The sequence below is a fragment of the Hymenobacter koreensis genome (assembly GCF_039541855.1).
Taxonomy (GTDB): domain Bacteria; phylum Bacteroidota; class Bacteroidia; order Cytophagales; family Hymenobacteraceae; genus Solirubrum; species Solirubrum koreensis.
The window spans coordinates 176466-196169 of sequence record NZ_BAABHA010000004.1; the positions used below are offsets into that span (position 1 = coordinate 176466).

Sequence of the window (19704 nt, forward strand, 5' to 3'; positions counted from 1 at the left end):
GCCACGCGTCGTTGAACGGAATCGTTGCCACAGTTAGGCCTCGTGGTTGAGCAGCCTGCACAGAACGCAGCTACTACCAGCCGCTGTAGTAAATCTTCCATTTGCCCACGTGCTCGTGCGAAGGCAGCCCCTCAACCAGCCATTGGCGGTCGGGTGGCAACTCTCCGCGCACCAAGACCACGGCGTGCTGCCGTCTGATGGGACGCAGAAGGGCAGTATCGGCCGGATTGCTCAGGTCGACCAAGTGACTGCGCCAGGCTTCGGAACGCTCAAATTGGGTTTCGCGGCGTAGGTTGTGGTTGCCGTCGTAGAGCGACACGGGCAGGCGCTGCTGCTCAAAAGCCAGGGACGGCAGCAGCTGATCATACACCAGAACCGGCCGGCTAGCCAAGCCCAACTCCTTTAACCGAGTGGCCACGGGGCGGGTACCGTTGGCGGCCACCTCAAGCTGCCCGAGCATGGGTTTGGCGCTGAGCAGCAGGGCGGCGGTAAACACCACGGTAAGCACCAGCAGCCGGGGGGCAATGCGCACTTCGTCCCAGAAAATGTGCGTGAGAATGAGCACCACAATGCCCGCCGCCGGCCAAATAATGGTAATGGGGCTGATGTCGAGCCCGTAAGGGGTTCCGTAGATGGGCAACAAACACAAGGCCCCCAACACCAAGCCAAACACCGCCACAAAACCCACGTACCAGCGCAGCAGCACGGCATCGGTGCGGCGGCCCAGCAGTTCCACGGTCAGGAGCGCGACGCCGGGGAAAATGGGCAGCACGTAAAGCAGCAGCTTCGATTTCGAGAGCGAAAAAAAGAGCAGCGGCACCAATACCCACCACAGCAGCATCATTTGCCAGCGCCGGCCCAGTGCGCGCCAGCCGGTGCGCCCTAGCTCCACCGCCAGCGCCGCCGACCACGGCAAAGCACCCAAAGGAGCCAGCACGAGATAAAACCACCATGGCTTGCTGCGGTTGAAGGCCGCCGCGTTGGAAAACCGTTCCACGGTGTGTTCCAGCACGAAGTAGCGCAGAAACTCAGGGTTATCGGCCACCAGCAGCAAATACCAGCTCAGGCCCAGCAGCGCAAACACTGCTCCGGTCAATATGTGTTGTGGGCTCCAGCGCCGCCGCGGTGCTTCGGGCGTTAGGTGCAGGCTGATTACGGCCATGGAGGGCAACATTGCCGCCACCGGCCCCTTGGTAAGAAAACCCAATCCGAGGGCTACCCAACCCAGGTACAGCCACCGTGCGGCCGGTTGCTCGGCCGGCGTGGCGTGGTAACGGACGAAAGCATAAGTAGCCAACAGCTCGAGCGTGGCCAGGTACACGTCGGTAGTCACGTTCAGGGCCGAAACCAGTACCACGGGCAACGTACCGTACACCACAGCCGTGGCCAGGGCCCGGCGCGCATCGCCCCGGAATACCAGCCTGGCCAGAGCGTACACCAGTCCCACCTGCGCCAACACGGCCAGCACAGGCAACACCCGCACGGCGCCCGCGCTGCCGCCAAAAAGGGCCAGCCCGGCCGCCGTGAGCCAATACGTAAGGGGCGGCTTATGAAAATGCTGAATGCCCAGCAGGCGCGGCCGCAGCCAGTCGCCGGACGTCAGCATTTCGCGTCCGATTTCGGCGTAGCGGGCTTCGCTGGTTTCCAGCACGCCCCACGCGTTCAGGTTAATGAGAAAAGCTGCCCCCAACACCGCCACAAACAGCCATAACCATACTCGGGAAGACATTGGGGCGGAAAACAGCATAGAGCAGGCAGACGAAGAACGGCGGCAAAAGTAAAGCAAATGACGCCTCCGGCCGCTGCTACGGCAACCGGTCCCACACGTCGCCGTTCCGCTCAATGAGGCGCACCACGCCGTACCGCTGATCGTAGTACAGCTTATGGAAAGGAATGCCGCCGGGGATGAAGCAGGTGCTGCACTGTCCGTCGGAGGTTACTTCCAGCACGTTTTCGTAGCGGCGGTTGCGCACCGTAAGCTGCTGAAACCGGCTGCTCATTTCTTCCACGGCCGGCAGATTCAGCTCGCCGGGCCTTTCCCGCGACGGGTTGCCGATGTACCCATCCCAGTGCGCCTTAATGTGGAACTGCCCGTTGTCTTTTGGCGCGTTCTTGTACGTAGTGCCGGTGGGCAAGTCGCGCTTGAATTCGAAATGGCTCAAGTTGGACAGGACCGTATCCAGGCGAAACATGGCAACGGAATAACGGTCGTGGTGGTACTGATCCTCCATTTTGAACGTGCCGGGTTCGGTAACCGTCGCTTTTTCTTCCCGCACGTTGTGAAGCTGAAAGCGCATGCGCTTGCCCTGCGCATTTTCGAAAGCCCATACGTCGCCGTTTTTGGCGGTCAGCCATTTCCGGTCTTCCGCGGTAAACTGGTAGTACGGGAGGGTCTTGTCCTTCGAGCAGCTCACAGCGGTTAGGAGCAAGCCAAGCAGCAGCTGCGAAGGAAGTAAGCGTAAGTAGGTTTTCATGCGAAAGTGAGGGTACGGGAGCAAATGAATACCGGTTAGAGTTGCCTGCGCGGCGAAAGGTTGCACGGCAACGGCTGGAGCCTTCTATCAGTACTTCAGGACACAAAAGCCCCGCTACCTAGGAGTACTTCCCAGCCGTTTACGTTACCGATTCTGAACCTCTGCCCCAGGCCCTGGTTCTAGCTTAGCACCACACCCCAAACCCGTTATGCGCATTTTGCTCACCGGTGCCACCGGCTACATAGGCCAACGCCTGCTGCCGCTGCTGGTGGAAGCGGGCCATCAGGTAACCTGCCTCGTGCGCGACCCGCGCCGCTTCGAGCTGCCGCCGCCCTTGCAGGAGCGGGTGCAGGTAGCCCGCGCCGATTTGCGCCAGCCCGATACCCTGCGCCAACTGCCCACCGACTTCGATGCGGCGTACTACCTGGTGCACTCCATGAGCACCAACGGTAAGGACTTTTACCGGGCCGAGCAGCAGTCGGCCCGCAACTTCGTGCGCTACCTCGATACCACCACGGTGCGGCAGGTCATTTACCTCTCGGGCATTGTGAACGACCACCACCTCTCCACACACCTCCGGTCGCGGCAGGACGTGGAGCGGACGCTGCAGGGCGCTGCCCGGGCCCAGGCCACGGTTTTGCGGGCCAGCATCATCATCGGCTCGGGCTCGGCGTCGTTCGAGATTATTCGCGACCTAGTGGAAAAACTGCCCGTGATGGTGGGGCCGCGCTGGCTCAACTCGCGCTGCCAGCCCATTGGCGTGCGCGACGTAATGCACTACCTCACCGCGGTGCTCGGCAACCCCGCTTGCCTGGGCAAGGCCTTCGATATTGGCGGGCCAGATGTGCTGACCTACAAACAGATGCTGCTGGGTTTTGCTGAGCAACGCGGGTTTCGGCGGCCCATTGTTACGGTGCCAGTGCTTACCCCGCGGCTTTCGTCGTGGTGGCTGTTCCTGGTAACCAGTACCTCGTTCTCCCTGGCGCGCAGCCTCGTCGATTCTCTGCGCAACGATACCGTAGCCGACCCGCGGTGCAGCATCAGCCAGGCCGTGCCGCACGTGTGCATGAGCTACGCAACCGCCCTGCAGCTGGCTTTTCAGCGCATCGAGCAAAACGAAGTGGTGAGCAGCTGGACCGATGCCGTGAGCAGCGGCGTGGCCGACAAAAACTACATGGACTACGTGCAGATTCCGCAGCACGGCATGTTCTTCGACCGCCAAACCCTGGCCTTCAGCCGACCGCCCGAAGAAGTACTCAACAACGTGTGGCGCATTGGGGGCAAGCGCGGCTGGTACAAAACCGATTGGCTTTGGCGCGTGCGCGGCCTGCTCGATAAACTGGCAGGCGGCGTGGGCCTGCGCCGCGGCCGCCGCTCCCCCACCGACCTCCGCCCCGGCGACCCGCTAGATTTCTGGCGCGTGCTGGTAGCCGACCGCGCGGCTGGGCGCCTGCTGCTCTACGCCGAAATGAAGCTACCCGGCGAGGCGTGGCTGCAGTTCCGCATTCTGCCCAACGACGACGGCACCCACACGCTGGAGCAGCTGGCGGCGTTCCGTCCCCGCGGCCTGGCCGGGCGCCTCTACTGGTATTCGCTGGTGCCTTTCCACTTCGTTATTTTTAAAGGAATGATTGAGAATATCGTGCACTACGGCCAAAGGCCGCAGGCTACTGCCGCCAAGCCAGTTACGGCGAGGGTGTAATCGATTAAATACTTACAACGCCGCAGCAGAATCTTCCGGGTCACGGGCAACTTTAGCGCTGGCCCGTCGGAGCGCTACCTTGCTACGGTCCAGCGCCTTAACGTCATACAATGCGCGTGTTGGGTACCATCGACTGTGCGGGACCAAGACCTCGGCGATACTGATTTTGCATTGGTCGTTATAGTACAGAACATTTCAAAAGCCCGGCGCAGAAGACTCAGGCTGCACGTCTTACTTATCAGCCAGTCCGCCGGGCGTAATCGGCGTGAATTAAAAGTCCGATTGCAACCTAAGTAGCACTTTGTTCATCAAGGCATTAACCATTAAACAGCATTGTCCAGCAAGTCTGAAATCCTGTAAGTTTGGTTTGGTTCAGGTTAGAATTTGCTGAACATTACCTTCACATAAGGCACCCAGGAGCCGGTGCATTTCGCCGGGTTTCGCTCGGCGGCAATCAGGCTACATAGCAGGGCGGTAGTCGTGTGCAAGCTGTTATAATTTCCTTCGCGTATGCTTCCACTCGCCGCTATTCTGATTCCTTCTGCCGTTGATCAGCATTATTACAGCACGTTTTACCTGCTGGCGTTCCTGCTCAACCAGGGCTTGCTGTTGTGGGAAGGCCAGCGGCGCGGCTACCCGCTGCGCCCCTGGCTGCTGCTAACTACTGGCGCCACGCTGGCTTTTATCGTAGGCACTAAGCTCATTGCCATTCCCGCCGCCGAGTGGGCGGCGCTCTGGCAGCACGGGGAGTGGCCGAGCACCACGGCCCGCTCGGTACTGGGCGGGGCCATTGGCGGTACCTTGGGCGTGCTGGTGCTACGGCGCTGGCTGGGTTTCCGCTGGCACGTCGTCGATGCCTTTGCCCTGCCCATGTGCGCCGCATACGCGCTACAATGCGTGGGTTGCCTGCTCACTGGCTGCTGTTTCGGGCACCTTGCTCCGGCCGGCTGGGGCGTGCTTTACGCACCCGATACGCTGCCTTTTCTGGTGCAGGTAGAGCGCGGCCTTATTTTGCCCACTGCGCTGCACTCGTTGCCGGTGCTGCCCACCCAGCTTTTTACCCTGGCTCTGTGCCTGATTACGCTAGCCGTGCTGTGGTCGACGCGGCACCGGACCTGGCCGGGCGGCAGTTGGCGTTTACTGCAACTGGCCCTACTGCTGAGCGGGCGTTTCATCATTGAGTTTGCCCGCGACCCAGCCGGCGAGCAGGTGGGCGCGGCCCTGAGCACCGTGGCGGGCGTTTCGCTGAAACAGGTGCAATGGACTTTGCTGCCGCTCCTGCTGCTGAGTTGGGGCTGGTGGTGGCAACGCACCCGGGCGGCGCAGGCACTTGCCCCCGATGTGCAGCCTCCGGCACGCCCGATGCGCAACCTGCTGACCGTGGCCGGGCTGCTGGCGGTTACGGCTCTGCTGGGCCCCGGCGCCCTCACGCTGCCCGAAATGCTGATCGTGAAGGCGGGGCTTACGGTGGTACTGGTGCTGGAAGTGCTGGCCCTGCTGCATTACGGCGCTGCCCGCCCGCGGCAGATGGGGCTGCCGTTGGGTTTGGCCTCCATGGTGCTGCTTTTCACCAACCAGGCTCCCGCCCCCTCCGATTCTTCGGCGGTGCGCCGCTACCTTACTTTGGGTGTGGGCGCCGGCAACGGTCGCTACGACGAGGATATAGTAGACCGGGGCGGTTGCGGCAGCAGCGCAACCCGCACCGCGTATTACCACCGCTACCAGGTGGCAGGAGGCTCTGTGGCGTACAGCACCGTGCGGCCATCGGGTAACGTTACCACGTTGGGGTTGGGCGTATGGCGCGGAGCCGAGCGCATCGGTATTCAAAGCCTGGACCCGAATGGGCCGTTTATAACAACGGGCGAGGACACACGCATAACCAAGCAGCTTTGGGACGTTAACCCCTATGTGGAGTCCCGCTTCGGCGATGGTGGGCATTGGGAAGTCGGCTACCGGTTGGGGCTGCACATCGGGCAACTGGGTTTTCCCTCCCGGCGCCTACGCCGCGAGTTGTCCGGCAATACGCTCGGATATCAGCTGGCACCCGATATGATGATTTGGACCGGGGTGCGCAAAACGCTTTTCATGCAGTCGGATATTGGCGCCGGGCCTATTGCACTGGGCAACAACGCCATTCGCCTGGGGTTGGGCTCCGGCTTCGGCAAAACCGACGGTAGCTACCTGCTCGGTGGCGTAGCCTGGGCTCGGCACCATCCGCAGGGCACCATGGGCTTTCTGAGCGGGCAGATCAGCGTGGCCGGCAATAGCCTGCTGCTGGAGCCCTACGCTGCCACCGATTTTCAGCGGCATTACCAGTTGCGGGCCCAGCTGCGCTACCGAATTCCGCTGGCAAAGAAGTAAACGCCAGCTAACCGCTATTCGCACCATTCCTTGCAACAGCCGACGGCCGCAGACAAACGGACCAGTAACCGGCCAATTCAACTCAGGGAATTAACGGCCGTTACATGGCTTTCTGGCTTCACCAAACCATGCTTTGCCGCGTTACAAGCGCCGCCACAACCACAGTACGGCGCTCAGCAGCAAACTGATAAGCAGCATGGAAACCAGCGGCGCGTAAAACCGAAAGCCCGGCCGCTCGATGCGGATGTCGCCGGGCAAGCGGCCAAACCAGCTAAACAAGCTACCTCCGCCCAACCAGATAATGCCACCCAGCAGGGCCAGGCCAAGGCCGAGGAGAACGAGGAGTTTACCGAGTTGGGGAGGCATTGGACATCGTTTGGGTGCGTATCTATTCGTAAACGTAGATACGCACCCAACGACTGCTTAACCAAAACGGTTAGCAACTTCCTGGGCTTCCGGCGTCGCGAAAACAGACAGCGTAGACTTACTCCGGCTTGGCGTAGAAAGCCGCCACCGAGCGGGTGTAAACGCAGTGTTTAATGGGGCTCTTGATTTGGAAAACCGTTGGCTCCTTGGCTCCTACGGGCACCAGCATCAGTCCGGACTTGCCATCGAGCTTGGTGCGCTCCAGCCCGAGGCCTTCGCGGTTGTCGAACTTCACGTCCATGTAGTACAGGTACGGGTAGATCCAGTTTACGTAGGCCATTTTGCTAACGCCAGGCCCCGACAAGCTGCGCAGCTCCAGGTCTTTGTAGTTCTTGGCAATGGCTTGCTGAAACTCCACTGCGTTCAGCGGCTTGCCGCGCAACATGGGCATTACGTCCCACTGCCCGTCGAGAATGGCCCACTTCTGCAGGTCGGGCAACCAGGTTTCCAGCAGCACGTGACCGGCGCCGCTTTCAGTGGTTTCTACGTCCTTGGTTTTCAGGCCCAACACTCTCGATTTCAGTCCGTAGGCGTTCAGACACGAAGTAGCCACGATACCGTACTCCACGCAGCGGAACTGCTTGCCTTGCTTGGCCTCTTCCAGAATGGACAGCGCATCCCGTTTCTGGGGCTCGTTTTCGCCGTTGTGGTCCCACTGCTTGTGCACCCAGTGCAATAGACGCTGGGCCCGCTCGGTGTCGTTGCGGGCACCTTGCACCACGGCATCCAGGTTGTACTGCTGCCTTAATTGGGTGAGGTAGGCATTGTTTACGCCGGGCTCGTAGCGAAACGGGTAAGCGGCGGCCTGGGCTGGTGCCTGGGTGTCGAAGCGCAGCGGCTCGGCCTTGAAAGCGGTGGAGCGTACTTCCGTTAGCGCGTACCGGCCGTCGGCGAGCTGCACGTAAAAACGCTGCGTGCTGCCGGGCGTCAGCTGGTAGCGAATGGAGTCCCGATCGGTACGAAACACGAAGGTTTCCTTGCTCTTGTGCAAAGCCAGGAGTAGCACGTCGGGGCTGGTTTCCGGGGCAATACTCCAGTTGCCCTTAACCCATTCCCGACCCATGCGGTAGTCGGCCCGCGGCTGCTGCGCCTTAATGACCGGCAAGCCCTGGTAGGTAGCAGATTGGGCAAACGTTGCCGCACCGGGCAGCAACAGAACGACGGAAAGAAGTAAGCGTTTCATAGCCAAACGGGAAAGTGTTAGTGTTTGGCAGGAAGATGTTACCGACTTTATTACCGTTGCCTGCTCATCATCAATTTATTCACCGATTGGTACCAGGCTGCCACGATTTCGTGTAGCGCAATTGTTCGAGGTAGCGGTACAACCATCTGAGGCCAGCCGTTCCGTCGCCGTTGGGGTCGTATATGGTTTTGAGGCGCCCTCCGTCGTAGGCAACTGTAAGCTCCACGATGGGCCGGTGGTTCAGCCCGAATTTCTTATACCGGCTACGCCTTTGCCTGAACCGAACGTAATTCAGCAACGCCGTAAGCTCCGCTTGGGTGGCCGCATCCAGGTTCGTTACCAGATTTTGGCGTGTGGTTACATGCGGTGCATCGTAAGAAGTACTTTCAATACGTAATGAGGCCTGTCCGTCCGGATCGATAAGCAAATCGAGCGTGGTGGCGGTTTTGTAGCCGAAAAACGAATGGTAGCGCACCGTATCAATGCGATACTGCGTGGGGCGGCGCTCGTAAGGGATGAACCCTCCCTGCCGGAAAGCCAGCAGCTGGGTTCTCCGCTGCCGAGGCTTACCATTCCCACCGAGCCGTCGGGCAAAATCGGTGTACTGCAACAGGGCTTGGCCCTGGCGATGCACTACCCGCGCATTAGGCAGCCGACGCCGACCTGAATCGTAAAAATTGCGCACCACCCGGAGCCTGTTCTGCCCGGAATCGAGGACGCAGAACACCAGCGGAATGCCTTTGCGCCGGGCCAAGACCAGTAAGTCCAGATGGCCGTTGCCGTCGAAATCGGCTTTAAACCAGGTTTGGGCGCCGCGTACGGCAAAGCGTGTGCCTTGATAAGACTCGTAAGCCCGTACGGCTGAGTCTCCTGATATGGCCTCGGCGTATTCCCAACCCAGGGGGCGAATCAGCCCCAGCACATCGGCATTGGTCTGAATGGCAGCAATGCGACTGGGCTCAGTTGCCAGTTGGGCGTGGGCATTCAACGGCATTCCAAGGCCAACTGCCAAAACGAGGGGCACCCATAGCAGCCACTGAAACCAAGAAATCAACGCTGGAGAGGCTGCCATTGCTGGGTTTCGCGCAGGTTGCTTAGCAATTCGTATATGCGCATGAGTCCAAACGTACCTTTCTCTCCGTCGTCATACACTCTAATGCGGCGTCCGCGGTACGCAAGCGTCAAGGTAGCAGCTGGAACGTGGTTAATGAACGCCCGGTAGCGCGGCTGAAGCTGATCGGCATCCAGATAATTTACCAGTTCCATGAGTTCGTTTAGCTGCACGGGCGCAACGGTAGCAGTAAGCTGCTCACAGATTGTGGGGCCTCTTTCCTTCAACACCGGTCCTTTGCACGCACTATAGGTTGCCGTGCCCGCTGCGTTCAGCACCAGCTTGGAGGTATTGAAGTCATTGTAGGCGAAATCGTGCTTGTAGCTGAGGCTGTCAAACGGCCCGTGCAGACCGGGCCTAGGATTGTATTCGATAAAGCCCCCAAAGCGGTACGTGAGCAGGAATGCTTGGGCATCCCGCAGGCTATCAACCTGTAAAATCGGCGGAGCAAAATCCTGATAACTTAACAACGGCCGTCCCTGCTGGTATACGATGCGGGCTACCGGACCATAACGCTCGTAGCGGCGACCTAGGTCGTCGAGTACCAGCGAGTCGCCCATGTCCAGCAAGCACACCACCGCGCTGGTTTGCGGATAAGGCGCGCCATGTTCAAGCAGGCCGGTCACCACCAGGTCAGGGCGGCCGTTGCCATCCAGATCAGCCCGTTCCCACGCCCGCACGCCCGCCTCACGGTAGCGCCAGGCCACCCGCGGGTCGGGCACGCGCAAGGCTGTATCAATGGTAAAATGGTCGTAGGCTGCGTCCACTGATGCCAGCAGCTGCAGTACCTCAGCGGCCGTTCGTACGGAAGCTATGGTTGGCAGCGGCGGCTGTTTGGCAAGCACGGGGGCGGAGCCTGCTTCGGCGGCAGTTGGTTCGTCTAGCAATGCAGTGTCCGGTCGGCAAGCGCCCACGAACAACAAGTACGCAAGCACGCTCAGTAGCCTTATGCCTTCTTCTCAAACACGAACTTCACCTCTCCCTCGGCACTGATTTCCAGCGCGGCCTCAAACTTCTGCCCCGTGCGCTGCGAGGTGAAGCCGCGAATCACGTCGGATTTGCCGCGGCGCAACAGCTTGGCTACTTGCGGATCAGTGAGTTGGCGGCCGCAAAGCTCCATGGGCACGCGGAACTGGCAGTCTTCGCGGAAACGCGAGCAGCCCCAGGCGGTTTTGCCTTTCAGCATGGTACCCAGGCGGCACATGGGACAGGGAATCTGCTGGGGTTTGTCCTCGGAAGCCGGCTTGCTTTCGGCGGCGCGCAATAACTCGGGCAGGTGCTGGGCATTCAGGCCGATGGCGGCATCGAATTTGGCGCCAAGGTCGTCGATGAAGCCTTTCATAACCGGCGTGCGGCCTTTGCTGAGCAGGGCTTTCAGTTGTGGGTCGGTGAGCTTTTTGCCCTCTACTACCGGTGCGAGGCGGAAGCCGCAGCCGTCTTTCCAGCGGGAGCAGCCGAAGGCAGTTTTACCGCGCAGCACGTGCCCCTGCTTGCAGGCAGGGCAAGTACCCAAGGCCCCATCGGGCAGCGGGCCGGCCGCCGTGGCGGGCTTGGGCGGCACAGGTTTGCTGCCGCCGTTCTTACCGGCGGTGGCCGCTACTTCCGAAGTGGTGGGCGGCGGCGCCATCATGCGCGAGCGGTCCTGCTTTACCTCCAGCACCATTTCGCGCACCAAGCCTTTTAGCTCGTCCAGGAACACGTCGGGCTCCAGGTTGCCGCCCTCAATCTGGCGCAGCTTCCGCTCCCACTGCCCCGTTAGCTCCGCCGATTTCAGCGTGGGGTTCCGAATCAGGCCAATAAGCTCGACGCCGGTGGGCGTGGGAATAATGCGCTTTTTCTCACGCTGAATATAGCCGCGCTTGAATAGGGTTTCGATGATAGCGGCGCGCGTGGAAGGCCGACCGATGCCGTTTTCCTTCATGGCCTGGCGCAGCTCTTCGTCGTCGACGTTGCGGCCGGCCGTTTCCATGCCGCGCAACAACATGGCCTCGGTGTACTCGCGGGGCGGCTGGGTTACTTTCTGGTCGAGCCGGGGTTTGTGGGGGCCGCTTTCGCCCTTGGCGAAGGCGGGCAGCACGGTATTAACCACGTCGTCGTCGCCTTCGCCGGGTTTGGCGGTGCTGGGCGCCTGCTGCTGGGTGGGGTCGCCGTACACGATGCGCCAGCCGGGGCTCAGAATCTGGCGGCCGCGCACGCGGAAGGGGTGCCCGGCAGCTTCAGCCGTCACCGTCGTATTCGAGACTTCACAGTCGGGGTAGAACGCGGCCAGGAAGCGGCGCACGATGATGTCGTACACCGCGTGCTCGGTACCGCCCAGGCCTTGGGCCGCCGCGCCCGTCGGGATGATGGCGTGGTGGTCGGTGACTTTGTTGTTATTGAAGACCTTCGCCGACTTCTTGATTTTGGCGGCCAGCAGCGGCTGCGTGAGGCTGTGGTAGGCCCCGAGGCCCTGCAGAATGCCGGGAATCTTGGGGTACTGGTCGTCGGGCAGGAAGGTGGTGTCTACGCGTGGATAGCTCACTACTTTCTTTTCGTACAAACCCTGCACGGTTTTGAGCGTGTCTTCGGCCGAAAGGCCCAGTTGGTTATTGCACTGTACCTGCAGGGAGGTCAGGTCGAATAACGAGGGCGGCGACTCCAGCGCCTTCTTGATTTCGACCCCGGTTACGGTAAGCGGCGCGTCTTTCACGGCTGCCATGGCCGCATCGGCTTCTTCCTGGCTCACGAAGTAGCCGCGGGCTTTCAGGCGGGCCTTCTCGTCGGGCTCGTCGTCTTCGGCTTTGCCTTTTTTGGGCGGGGCCACGTGGCTGAACATGGTGCCGCGGTACTCGGTGCGCAGCACCCAGTAGGGCTCGGGCTTGAAGTTTTGAATTTCGTGGTAGCGGTCGACGAGCAAGGCCAGCGTGGGCGTTTGCACGCGGCCCAGGCTCAACACCTGGCCCCTACCCGAGGCGTATTTGAGTGTGAAGAGGCGCGTGGCGTTCAAACCCAGCAGCCAGTCGCCGATGGCGCGGCTCTTGCCGGCCATGTACAGGCGGTCGAACTCGCTGCCCTCGCGCAGGTTCTGGAAGCCCTGCCGGATGGCCTCTTCGGTGAGCGACGAAATCCAGAGGCGCTTGAAGGGCTTGCGGTATTTGGCCTCGGTGAGTACCCAGCGTTGAATCACCTCCCCTTCCTGCCCGGCGTCGCCGCAGTTGATAACCTCGTCGGCCTCGGCTAGCAGGCGTTTGATGGTGTTGAACTGCTTTTTCACGCCGTCGTCTTGCATCAGCTTAATGCCGAAGTTCTCGGGCAGCATGGGCAAGTCGTGAATGCTCCAGCGTTTCCACTCGGGCTGGTAGTCTTGGGGTTCCTTCAGGGTGCAAAAGTGCCCGAAAGTCCAGGTAACCTGGTAGCCGTTGCCCTCGAAGTAGCCGTCCATGCGCAGGCGGGCGCCAAGCACGTTGGCAATTTCACGTGCGACACTGGGTTTTTCGGCAATGCAGACTTTCACGGGCGCGGGGTTCTGATTCGTGCTGCTAACGGAGGCATCAGCGGCATGGAATCAACAAAGATAACGCGAGAAAAAGTCGGGGCAGAACCACTTATCAAGCGGCTTGCAGGAAGCAGTTGCTTGCCATAAGGCTGATCTAAACCCACTTCAACTTTTAACGGTCGCCCTAGCCTACCGTTTTTTCGAAAGCAAATGTTTATGCGGGAACTAGCTTCTCATAATTAAGCATTATATTAATACAATATATAACGCTATTTAGACACATAGGTAGAATGGATGTTCTGGAACGCAACAATGTCAAGGTCATCGGCCAGGGCGACCAAGCCATGATTTTCGGCCACGGGTTTGGTTGCGACCAGAACGTGTGGCGCTACATCACCCCTGGTTTTCTGGCCACCCACCGCGTGGTGCTTTACGACCATGTGGGCGCCGGCGACTCCAACCTGGCCGCCTACAGTCCTGTTAAGTACAGCCAACTGGAAGGTTACGCCGACGACCTACTGGAAATATGCCGCCGCCTCAACCTAACCAACAGCATCTTCGTGGGCCATTCCGTGGGTGCCATGATTGGCATGCTGGCCGCCATGCAGGAGCCGGACCGGTTTGCGCAGCTCGTACTCATCACCCCTTCTCCGTGCTACATTAACGGCCCCGGCTACGTGGGTGGTTTCGAGCGGCAGGACCTGGAGGAGCTGTTGGCACTCATGGACGCCGATTACCTCTACTGGGCACAAACGGTAGCCCCTCTCATCATGGGCAACCCCGAAGAACCGTCGTTGGGGGCCGAGCTGGCCGAGAGCTTCTGCCGCACCAACCCCGACATAGCCCGGCAGTTTGCCCGCGTCACCTTTCTATCCGATAACCGCAGCGACCTGCCCCGGCTGCGCACGCCCTCGCTTATTATGCAGTGCCACAGCGACATGATTGCCCCACCTGAGGTGGGCGAATACCTGCGTCAGAATCTGCACGATGCCACCCTGGTAACGCTGAGTGCCTCGGGCCACTGCCCCAACCTAAGCGCCCCGCTGGAAACCGTGGCCGCCATTGAGCAGTACCTGATGGCCTCATGAAGCGCGTTACCGCTGGGGTACGGCGGCCGCTTCGCCCGCGGCCAACTCGTGCCGCAGCACGGTCAGGTCCTCAATAACCGGAGTAAACTGATCGGCGCAGAAGCGGCGGCAATACTGCTCGTACTGGCGCAGGAGCCGGTCGAGCACGTGGAGGGTTTCGGCGCCGTAGCCCTGCTTTTTCACGCACAGCAGCGCATCGAACAGCAAGGCGCGAATGTAATCGGCGGGCTGTACCGACCACGCCAAACACAGGGCCGTTATTACTTCGCGCCGAAAGCTGGGGTGCCGACGCATGCGCTGTTTCCACTCGTTATGCTGCACCTGGTGCGTCATGTACACCACGGCGTCGTTGTCGCCCTGGAATGCCTTGTTCAGGGTACCCTGGGCCGTACGCCAGTCTTTGTACTGCGAGGTTAAGTAAGCCGCCAGCGGTATGAGGAAGGCCAGAAATGGGGCGTAATTGCGCAGCAGCTGCAACCCGGTGGCAGGTTCGTCCAATGGCGCGGCGGCGGCCTGCCCCAAGCTCTCGGAGGCGGAAAAGAGCAAGAGTAGCAGCAATAATGGTTTCATAACAACGAGCCAAAAAGCCCTATAAACGTGGCTGGCAAGCCTGCCACACAATTAAAGGATGGAAGATATAACCTAACAGCTATTGCCCCATACCATCAGCGCATTTTGTTTGACGAGCGTGCCTTGGTTTCGGCCCGTACAAGGGTCGGTGGATCGAGCTTTAATCAAGGGGTGGTAGAGCGGCCTTCGCACCCACTTCCCTACTCCTTTTAAAACAAGAAAAAACCTCCGCGCCGAAGGCAGCGGAGGTTTTTCAAGATACCGTCAAGCTTACAGCCGCCTTGACACCAAGTGGCATTCAGAGCCAACCCGTGTTACAGTGTGTTACTGTTTCGGATGGCTATGAAGCTTACTTTGCCGGCTGTTTTTCATTGTGGGACGCAGCACTGCTTTTCAGAGCCTGCTCTGCATCGGCAATGGCTTCTTTGGAGACCTTGGCACGCTCGGGCGCGTTCATGGCGTAAATGTGCCGGAGTTCTTCCAGGTCCTCCGTCTGCACGTCCAGGTCTTTCAGCAGGCCTTCCTTCAGGTCGTATACCATGCCGTGCAGCATGGGCGGGTTTGGCCCGCGGCGGGCGTTCTGAATGATGTTGGTTTTGGCCAGGTTGCGCACTTGCTCAATCACGTTCAGCTCCACCAGGCGGCGCATCCGCTGATCTAAGTCGGAGATGCGCAGCAGCTCGGTTTCGTGCAGCCGAATAACGTCCTTGATGTTGGTCAACCAGTTGTCGATGAGGCCAAACTGCTTGTCGGAGGCCGCTGCGGCTACGCCGCCGCAGCCGTAGTGTCCCACCACCAGCACCACTTCCACCTTTAGCACTTCCACGGCGTATTGCAGCACCGAAAGCATGTTCAGGTCGGTGTGCACCACCAGGTTGGCGATGTTGCGGTGGGTGAACATTTCGCCGGGCGCAGTGCCGGTAATGCCACTGCCGGGTACGCGGGAGTCAGAGCAGCCGATGAACAAGTAGCGGGGTTTCTGACCCACGGCCAGTTTTTCAAAGTATTGGGGGTCTTTGGCAAGCTGCTCTTTTACCCAGCGGCGGTTGCCATCCAGAATTCGTTGCATAACTAGAGAAGGAGAAAGGAATGGGGAATGATTTGGGAGTACCCGGCGGCTTAGTGGCCGAGTACTTCTACCTGCGGAATGTTGCGCAATTCCAGTTGAACACCACGTTCGTGCGCAATCTGGCGGAAATTTTCAATGGTCTCGAGCACATCGTAGTCGATGGATACCGTGTCGGTACCGTCGAGAATAACGTGGGAGCCGGGTTTAAACCGTTCGAGGGTAGTGGCAATGGCCGCTTTGTTAAGGAATGATACGTGTTCGGAGAGCCTAAGGTGAATGGTACCGGGCTCAAAGCTGGGCTCGTGATGAAAAAAGAACGCCGATTCGGCATTGGCCTTCAGGATGTAGAACATGGCCAGCACCAGGCCCACGCCCACGCCCTTCAGCAGGTCGGTGAAGAGAATAACCCCCACCGTTACCACAAAAGGCACAAACTGCGGCCAACCCAGCTTCCACTGGGTTAGGTACAAAGCAGGCTTGGTAAGCTTGTAACCGACCATCAGCAACACCGCCGCCAGGGCCGAAAGGGGAATCAGGTTCAGGATTGGGCCCAGAAACAGCACAGCGGCCAGCAGCAGCAAACCGTGGAAAAATGCCGACATTTTGGTTTGACCGCCGGAGTTAATATTAGCCGATGAACGCACGATTACCGCCGTTACCGGCAAGCCGCCCAACAAACCCGATATCATGTTACCGGTGCCCTGAGCCATCAACTCACGGTTTGGGGGGGTGTTTCGCTTGTGCGGGTCGAGCTTATCCACGGCCTCCACGCTCAGCAGCGACTCCAACGAGGCTACAATGGCAATGGTAAGGGCCAGGAAGTACACCTTGGAACCCGTGAGTACCGACCAGTCGGGGAACGTGAGCAGGCCGAAAACATCCTGCATGTTGCTGATAGGCGGCAGGCTCACCAGGTGCGAGTTGGCAATGATCCACTCGGGGCGGGTGCTGCGGAACAGGCTGTTCAACAGAATAGCCACTACCACCACTATCAGGGCGCCGGGAACCAGCTTCAGAATGCGGTTACGCTGAATGAACTTACGCTCCCAGAGCAGCAGAATGGCCAACGAAACCACGCCAATTACCAGGGCGCCGGGCTGCAGCTGGGTCATGGAGCGCCCGATTTCGCTGAACGTATTCAGGCCATCGGACTGAAAGAAATTCAGATCTTCGAAAAAGTCGGAGTCGCCGCCCAGGAAGTGCGGAATCTGCTTCAGGATGAGAATGAGGCCAATAGCTGCCAGCATGCCCCGGATAACCGAGGTGGGAAAGTACATGCCAATAACGCCGGCCTTGAGTACGCCCATAATTGCCTGAAGGGCACCCGCTAACACCACGGCCACCAAAAAGCCCTGGTAAGTTCCCATGGTGCTGATGCCTCCCAGCACAATGGTAGTGAGGCCTGCGGCCGGGCCGCTAACGCTCAGCGAGGAGCCACTAACCAAGCTTACCACCACACCGCCCACAATACCGGCAATGAGGCCCGCAAGCAGCGGCGCACCCGAGGCCAGGGAAATGCCCAAACATAACGGCAGCGCTACCAGAAATACCACCAAACCGGCTGGTAAGTCTTTAGATAACGAGTTGCCGAACGAAGGTTGAGGGTCGGATGTACTCGGGGGCCCGCTTTTGGGCGCAGGAGGCGAAGTAAGAACGGAAGCTGAAGCCATATACAACGGTAGATTGAAACCCAGAGGTAAAGCTGGCTACGATTAGCCAGCCCATAGAAAGGGATTCTACGCTGTAAAGGTTAACAAGGGGTCTTAATAAGGCATTAAATTTGCATTAAAACGATATTAAAACGCTTTTGCTACGACGAGCGGGGTATTTCCAGCTCTACCTGCGTGCCTTCTCCCAAAGCGCTTTGCAAGCGTATGGCTCCGCTGTGCAGGTCCATAATCTTGCTGGCCAGGGGCAGCCCAATGCCGTGACCGGGAACTCCGCGGGCATTGTCGGCTCGGAAAAAGGGCACAAACACTTGCAGGCGGTCGGCCTCGGCCATGCCCACTCCCCAGTCGCGCACTTCCAGGCACACACGGTGCGCAGTGGTACTGAGGGTGGCCAGCACCGGGCGGCTGGCACCCGTCGAAAATTTGCAGGCGTTTTCAAGCACGTTTAGCACCGCCGACAGCAGCAGGGCCTCGTTGCCGTGCACGATGGGTTCGGCGTCCGTAGCAATCTGGAAGTCCAGATCGATTCGGCACTTGGGATGCCGGCGCTGCACCTCTTCGTGGGCCTGCAGCAACAGCTCGTCGAAACGCAAGTGAGTAAGCGGCACCTGCGAGGGGTCGTCGGAGGCACGGGCAATCTGCAGGAGCCCGTTGGTAAGGTCTTTCAGTAGCCGAGACGCATCCAGGGTGCTTTGCAGCACGCGGTGGTACTCGGCGGTGCTGCGGGTTTGTAACAGCGCCACTTCCAGCTCGCCAATAAGCACGGTTAGGGGCGTACGCAACTCGTGCGAGGCGTCGCGCACGAAGGTTCGCTGCCCCACAAACGCGGTTTCGAGGCGGTCGAGCAGGCGGTTAAACGTGTGGGCCAACTGCGACACTTCATCCGAGCCATCGGCGCGGGAAAGGCGGCGGTGCAAATCGGAAGCCGAGATGCTGCTCACTTCGCGCACAATCTGGCGCATGGGGCTGAGGGCCTGGCCCGCGAATACCCACCCTCCGGCGCCGGCCAGCAAGAGAGAAGCCAGGAGCCCGAGCACCAGTATGCTGCGCAGGCTTCCCAGCTTTTGGTCGCTGTCGGCATCCACCGACCACGCTGTTACCAGGAACTTGCCCTTGTCGGGCACGTTGTACCGCAAGCCTACGGTATAGGTCCAGTTGGGCTGCCGATCCACGAGGTCTTCGTCGGGGCTGGCGTGCAGCCAGCCTTCGGGCAGCGGGCGGGAAGTGTTAATGCCTTCCCGAAACACCACCTGGCCCTTCACATTGTAAATCCGCACTTCTTCATCGGGCAGGGTGCGGTAAAACTGGCGCAGGTACCGCCGGTATGCGGCGCGGTGCCGCTCGTCGGCCTGCGGGCGGTCGGCATCGAAATACACGTGAGCAACTACCAGCGCGCGGTTGCGCAGGCTGCGCTCAAAAAACTCACTGCGCGAGCGGGCCGTGAAATAGTAGATCAGCAGCGAGAACAGCAGCAGCGTAACGGCTACGATGGCCGCGAACTGCAACGCCAACCGCAAGCGAATAGACATGGAAAGCGAAGTCAGGTAAAGGATGGAAAAACCGTGCGAAAGGCACTGGGGGCACCCAGGTGAACCAGCTTGGCCCCAGGCAGAAGTCCTGCCGGCTATTCTTCCTTCATCACGTAACCCATGCCCACCAAGGTATGAATTAACTTGGGACTGAAGTCTTTATCAATCTTTTTGCGCAGGAAGTTGATGTATACGTCGATAACATTCGACCCTGTGTCGAAGCTGGTTTCCCAGACGTGTTCCAGAATATCGACGCGCGACACCACGCGGCCCTGGTTGCGCAGCAGGTAGTTAAGCAAAGCAAACTCGCGGGCCGTGAGCTGAATGTTCTGGCCCGCCCGCGTTACCGATTTGCTGGAGGGGTCGAGGGCGAGGTCGGCGAGGCGCAGCGCGGGCTGCGAGTTGGGGTTTTCGGAGCGGCGGCGGGCCAGCGCCCGAATACGTGCCAGGAGTTCCTGAAAAGCGAACGGCTTCACCAGGTAGTCATCGGCGCCGGCATCAAGACCACGGATTTTATCGTCGGTTTCGCCCAAGGCCGTAAGCATGAGAATGGGCACTGCGGCATCGTGGGCACGCACTTCCCGGCACACGTCCAGCCCGCTCATGCCCGGTAGCAGCTGGTCGAGAATGATGAGGTCGTAGAAGTTCGAAAGCGCCAACCGGCGTCCCAACAGCCCATCGGGTGCTAGGTCTACGGTGTGGGTTTGTTCGGTGAGGCCTTTGTGCAAGAAGGCCGCCACCTTGGGTTCGTCTTCTACCAGGAGAATCTTCATATGAGCCGAGGTTGAGCCCTCTAAGGTAGTTACCCATACGGAGGTGGAATCTTTTCGGGGGCTTGAAACCCGAAATGGACGCAACCGTACTCCCAAATACATTACAAATTATTATAAGAATAATTTTAATTTAGCTTGACTTTAAAAAACAGGTCCTATATTTTTAGAGAAAAATTCTATCACCATATTTTCGGCTCTCCTCTTACGCTTGCTTGTTCGCCATTGTCCACGCCACAGACCTCGGCTTGCCTGCAACGCGGTTACGCTTCATCC

Annotated in this window: 15 protein-coding genes; 3 read left to right on the forward strand and 12 right to left on the reverse strand. The window is 59.6% G+C overall.

Annotation, left to right across the window (positions count from 1 at the left end; translation table 11 throughout):
- Positions 1–73: 73 nt before the first annotated feature.
- Positions 74–1729, reverse strand: coding sequence for a glycosyltransferase family 39 protein (locus tag ABD903_RS09680; RefSeq protein ID WP_345223676.1), 1656 nt, complete (start codon positions 1727–1729; stop codon positions 74–76).
- Between the two features lie 76 nt (positions 1730–1805).
- A complete protein-coding gene (locus ABD903_RS09685; protein WP_345223678.1) occupies positions 1806–2474 on the reverse strand; it encodes a hypothetical protein in 669 nt (222 codons plus the stop codon).
- A gap of 208 nt (positions 2475–2682) precedes the next feature.
- Between ABD903_RS09685 and ABD903_RS09690 the strand changes: the two genes are divergently transcribed.
- Positions 2683–4176, forward strand: coding sequence for an SDR family oxidoreductase (locus tag ABD903_RS09690; protein ID WP_345223680.1), 1494 nt, complete (start codon positions 2683–2685; stop codon positions 4174–4176).
- Between the two features lie 510 nt (positions 4177–4686).
- Positions 4687–6537 (forward strand): prolipoprotein diacylglyceryl transferase family protein, encoded by a 1851-nt coding sequence (locus ABD903_RS09695; protein ID WP_345223682.1) that lies wholly within the window; start codon positions 4687–4689, stop codon positions 6535–6537.
- Positions 6538–6678: 141 nt separating this feature from the next.
- On the opposite strand, the gene ABD903_RS09700 is transcribed toward ABD903_RS09695, so the two are convergent.
- From ABD903_RS09700 to ABD903_RS09720, 5 genes are all read right to left on the reverse strand, one after another.
- Complete coding sequence (locus ABD903_RS09700) at positions 6679–6903, reverse strand: DUF2905 domain-containing protein (RefSeq protein WP_345223683.1); 225 nt, start codon at positions 6901–6903, stop codon at positions 6679–6681.
- A gap of 118 nt (positions 6904–7021) precedes the next feature.
- Positions 7022–8146 (reverse strand): transglutaminase domain-containing protein, encoded by a 1125-nt coding sequence (locus ABD903_RS09705; RefSeq protein ID WP_345223685.1) that lies wholly within the window; start codon positions 8144–8146, stop codon positions 7022–7024.
- Between the two features lie 79 nt (positions 8147–8225).
- Positions 8226–9218, reverse strand: coding sequence for a hypothetical protein (locus ABD903_RS09710; protein ID WP_345223687.1), 993 nt, complete (start codon positions 9216–9218; stop codon positions 8226–8228).
- Entirely contained in the window at positions 9197–10102 is a 906-nt protein-coding gene (locus ABD903_RS09715) for a hypothetical protein (protein WP_345223689.1), read from the reverse strand. Before ABD903_RS09715 ends, ABD903_RS09710 begins: the two co-directional genes overlap by 22 nt.
- A gap of 101 nt (positions 10103–10203) precedes the next feature.
- Positions 10204–12750: a type IA DNA topoisomerase gene (locus ABD903_RS09720; RefSeq protein WP_345223691.1), complete on the reverse strand. Its 2547-nt coding sequence runs from the start codon at positions 12748–12750 to the stop codon at positions 10204–10206.
- Between the two features lie 272 nt (positions 12751–13022).
- Between ABD903_RS09720 and ABD903_RS09725 the strand changes: the two genes are divergently transcribed.
- Positions 13023–13820 carry an alpha/beta fold hydrolase gene (locus tag ABD903_RS09725; RefSeq protein ID WP_345223693.1) on the forward strand — a complete coding sequence of 266 codons (798 nt, stop codon included), beginning with the start codon at positions 13023–13025 and terminating at the stop codon, positions 13818–13820.
- A gap of 6 nt (positions 13821–13826) precedes the next feature.
- On the opposite strand, the gene ABD903_RS09730 is transcribed toward ABD903_RS09725, so the two are convergent.
- The 5 genes from ABD903_RS09730 to ABD903_RS09750 form a co-directional block, all read right to left on the reverse strand.
- The gene (locus ABD903_RS09730) at positions 13827–14390 is read right to left on the reverse strand and encodes a hypothetical protein (protein WP_345223695.1); all 564 of its coding nucleotides are present in this window, start codon (positions 14388–14390) and stop codon (positions 13827–13829) included.
- Positions 14391–14739: 349 nt separating this feature from the next.
- Positions 14740–15459: a carbonic anhydrase gene (locus tag ABD903_RS09735; RefSeq protein WP_345223700.1), complete on the reverse strand. Its 720-nt coding sequence runs from the start codon at positions 15457–15459 to the stop codon at positions 14740–14742.
- Positions 15460–15509: 50 nt separating this feature from the next.
- Positions 15510–17129 (reverse strand): SulP family inorganic anion transporter, encoded by a 1620-nt coding sequence (locus tag ABD903_RS09740; RefSeq protein WP_345223703.1) that lies wholly within the window; start codon positions 17127–17129, stop codon positions 15510–15512.
- A 140-nt stretch (positions 17130–17269) separates the two neighbouring features.
- On the reverse strand, positions 17270–18658 hold the full coding sequence (locus tag ABD903_RS09745) for a sensor histidine kinase (RefSeq protein ID WP_345223705.1): 1389 nt from the start codon (positions 18656–18658) through the stop codon (positions 17270–17272).
- 95 nt (positions 18659–18753) lie between these two features.
- Positions 18754–19431, reverse strand: a complete 678-nt coding sequence (locus tag ABD903_RS09750) for a response regulator transcription factor (protein WP_345223707.1) — start codon at positions 19429–19431, stop codon at positions 18754–18756.
- Positions 19432–19704: the final 273 nt, after the last annotated feature.

Excerpts from the sequence above, each read along its gene's own strand:
- ABD903_RS09740 (WP_345223703.1), bottom strand. The coding sequence starts at position 17,129 with ATGGCTTCAGCTTCCGTTCTTACTTCGCCTCCTGCGCCCAAAAGCGGG.
- ABD903_RS09680 (WP_345223676.1), bottom strand. The coding sequence starts at position 1,729 with ATGTCTTCCCGAGTATGGTTATGGCTGTTTGTGGCGGTGTTGGGGGCA.
- ABD903_RS09750 (WP_345223707.1), bottom strand. The coding sequence starts at position 19,431 with ATGAAGATTCTCCTGGTAGAAGACGAACCCAAGGTGGCGGCCTTCTTG.
- ABD903_RS09695 (WP_345223682.1), top strand. The coding sequence starts at position 4,687 with ATGCTTCCACTCGCCGCTATTCTGATTCCTTCTGCCGTTGATCAGCAT.
- ABD903_RS09690 (WP_345223680.1), top strand. The coding sequence starts at position 2,683 with ATGCGCATTTTGCTCACCGGTGCCACCGGCTACATAGGCCAACGCCTG.
- ABD903_RS09710 (WP_345223687.1), bottom strand. The coding sequence starts at position 9,218 with ATGGCAGCCTCTCCAGCGTTGATTTCTTGGTTTCAGTGGCTGCTATGG.
- ABD903_RS09700 (WP_345223683.1), bottom strand. The coding sequence starts at position 6,903 with ATGCCTCCCCAACTCGGTAAACTCCTCGTTCTCCTCGGCCTTGGCCTG.
- ABD903_RS09730 (WP_345223695.1), bottom strand. The coding sequence starts at position 14,390 with ATGAAACCATTATTGCTGCTACTCTTGCTCTTTTCCGCCTCCGAGAGC.
- ABD903_RS09745 (WP_345223705.1), bottom strand. The coding sequence starts at position 18,658 with ATGTCTATTCGCTTGCGGTTGGCGTTGCAGTTCGCGGCCATCGTAGCC.
- ABD903_RS09735 (WP_345223700.1), bottom strand. The coding sequence starts at position 15,459 with ATGCAACGAATTCTGGATGGCAACCGCCGCTGGGTAAAAGAGCAGCTT.
- ABD903_RS09725 (WP_345223693.1), top strand. The coding sequence starts at position 13,023 with ATGGATGTTCTGGAACGCAACAATGTCAAGGTCATCGGCCAGGGCGAC.
- ABD903_RS09685 (WP_345223678.1), bottom strand. The coding sequence starts at position 2,474 with ATGAAAACCTACTTACGCTTACTTCCTTCGCAGCTGCTGCTTGGCTTG.
- ABD903_RS09705 (WP_345223685.1), bottom strand. The coding sequence starts at position 8,146 with ATGAAACGCTTACTTCTTTCCGTCGTTCTGTTGCTGCCCGGTGCGGCA.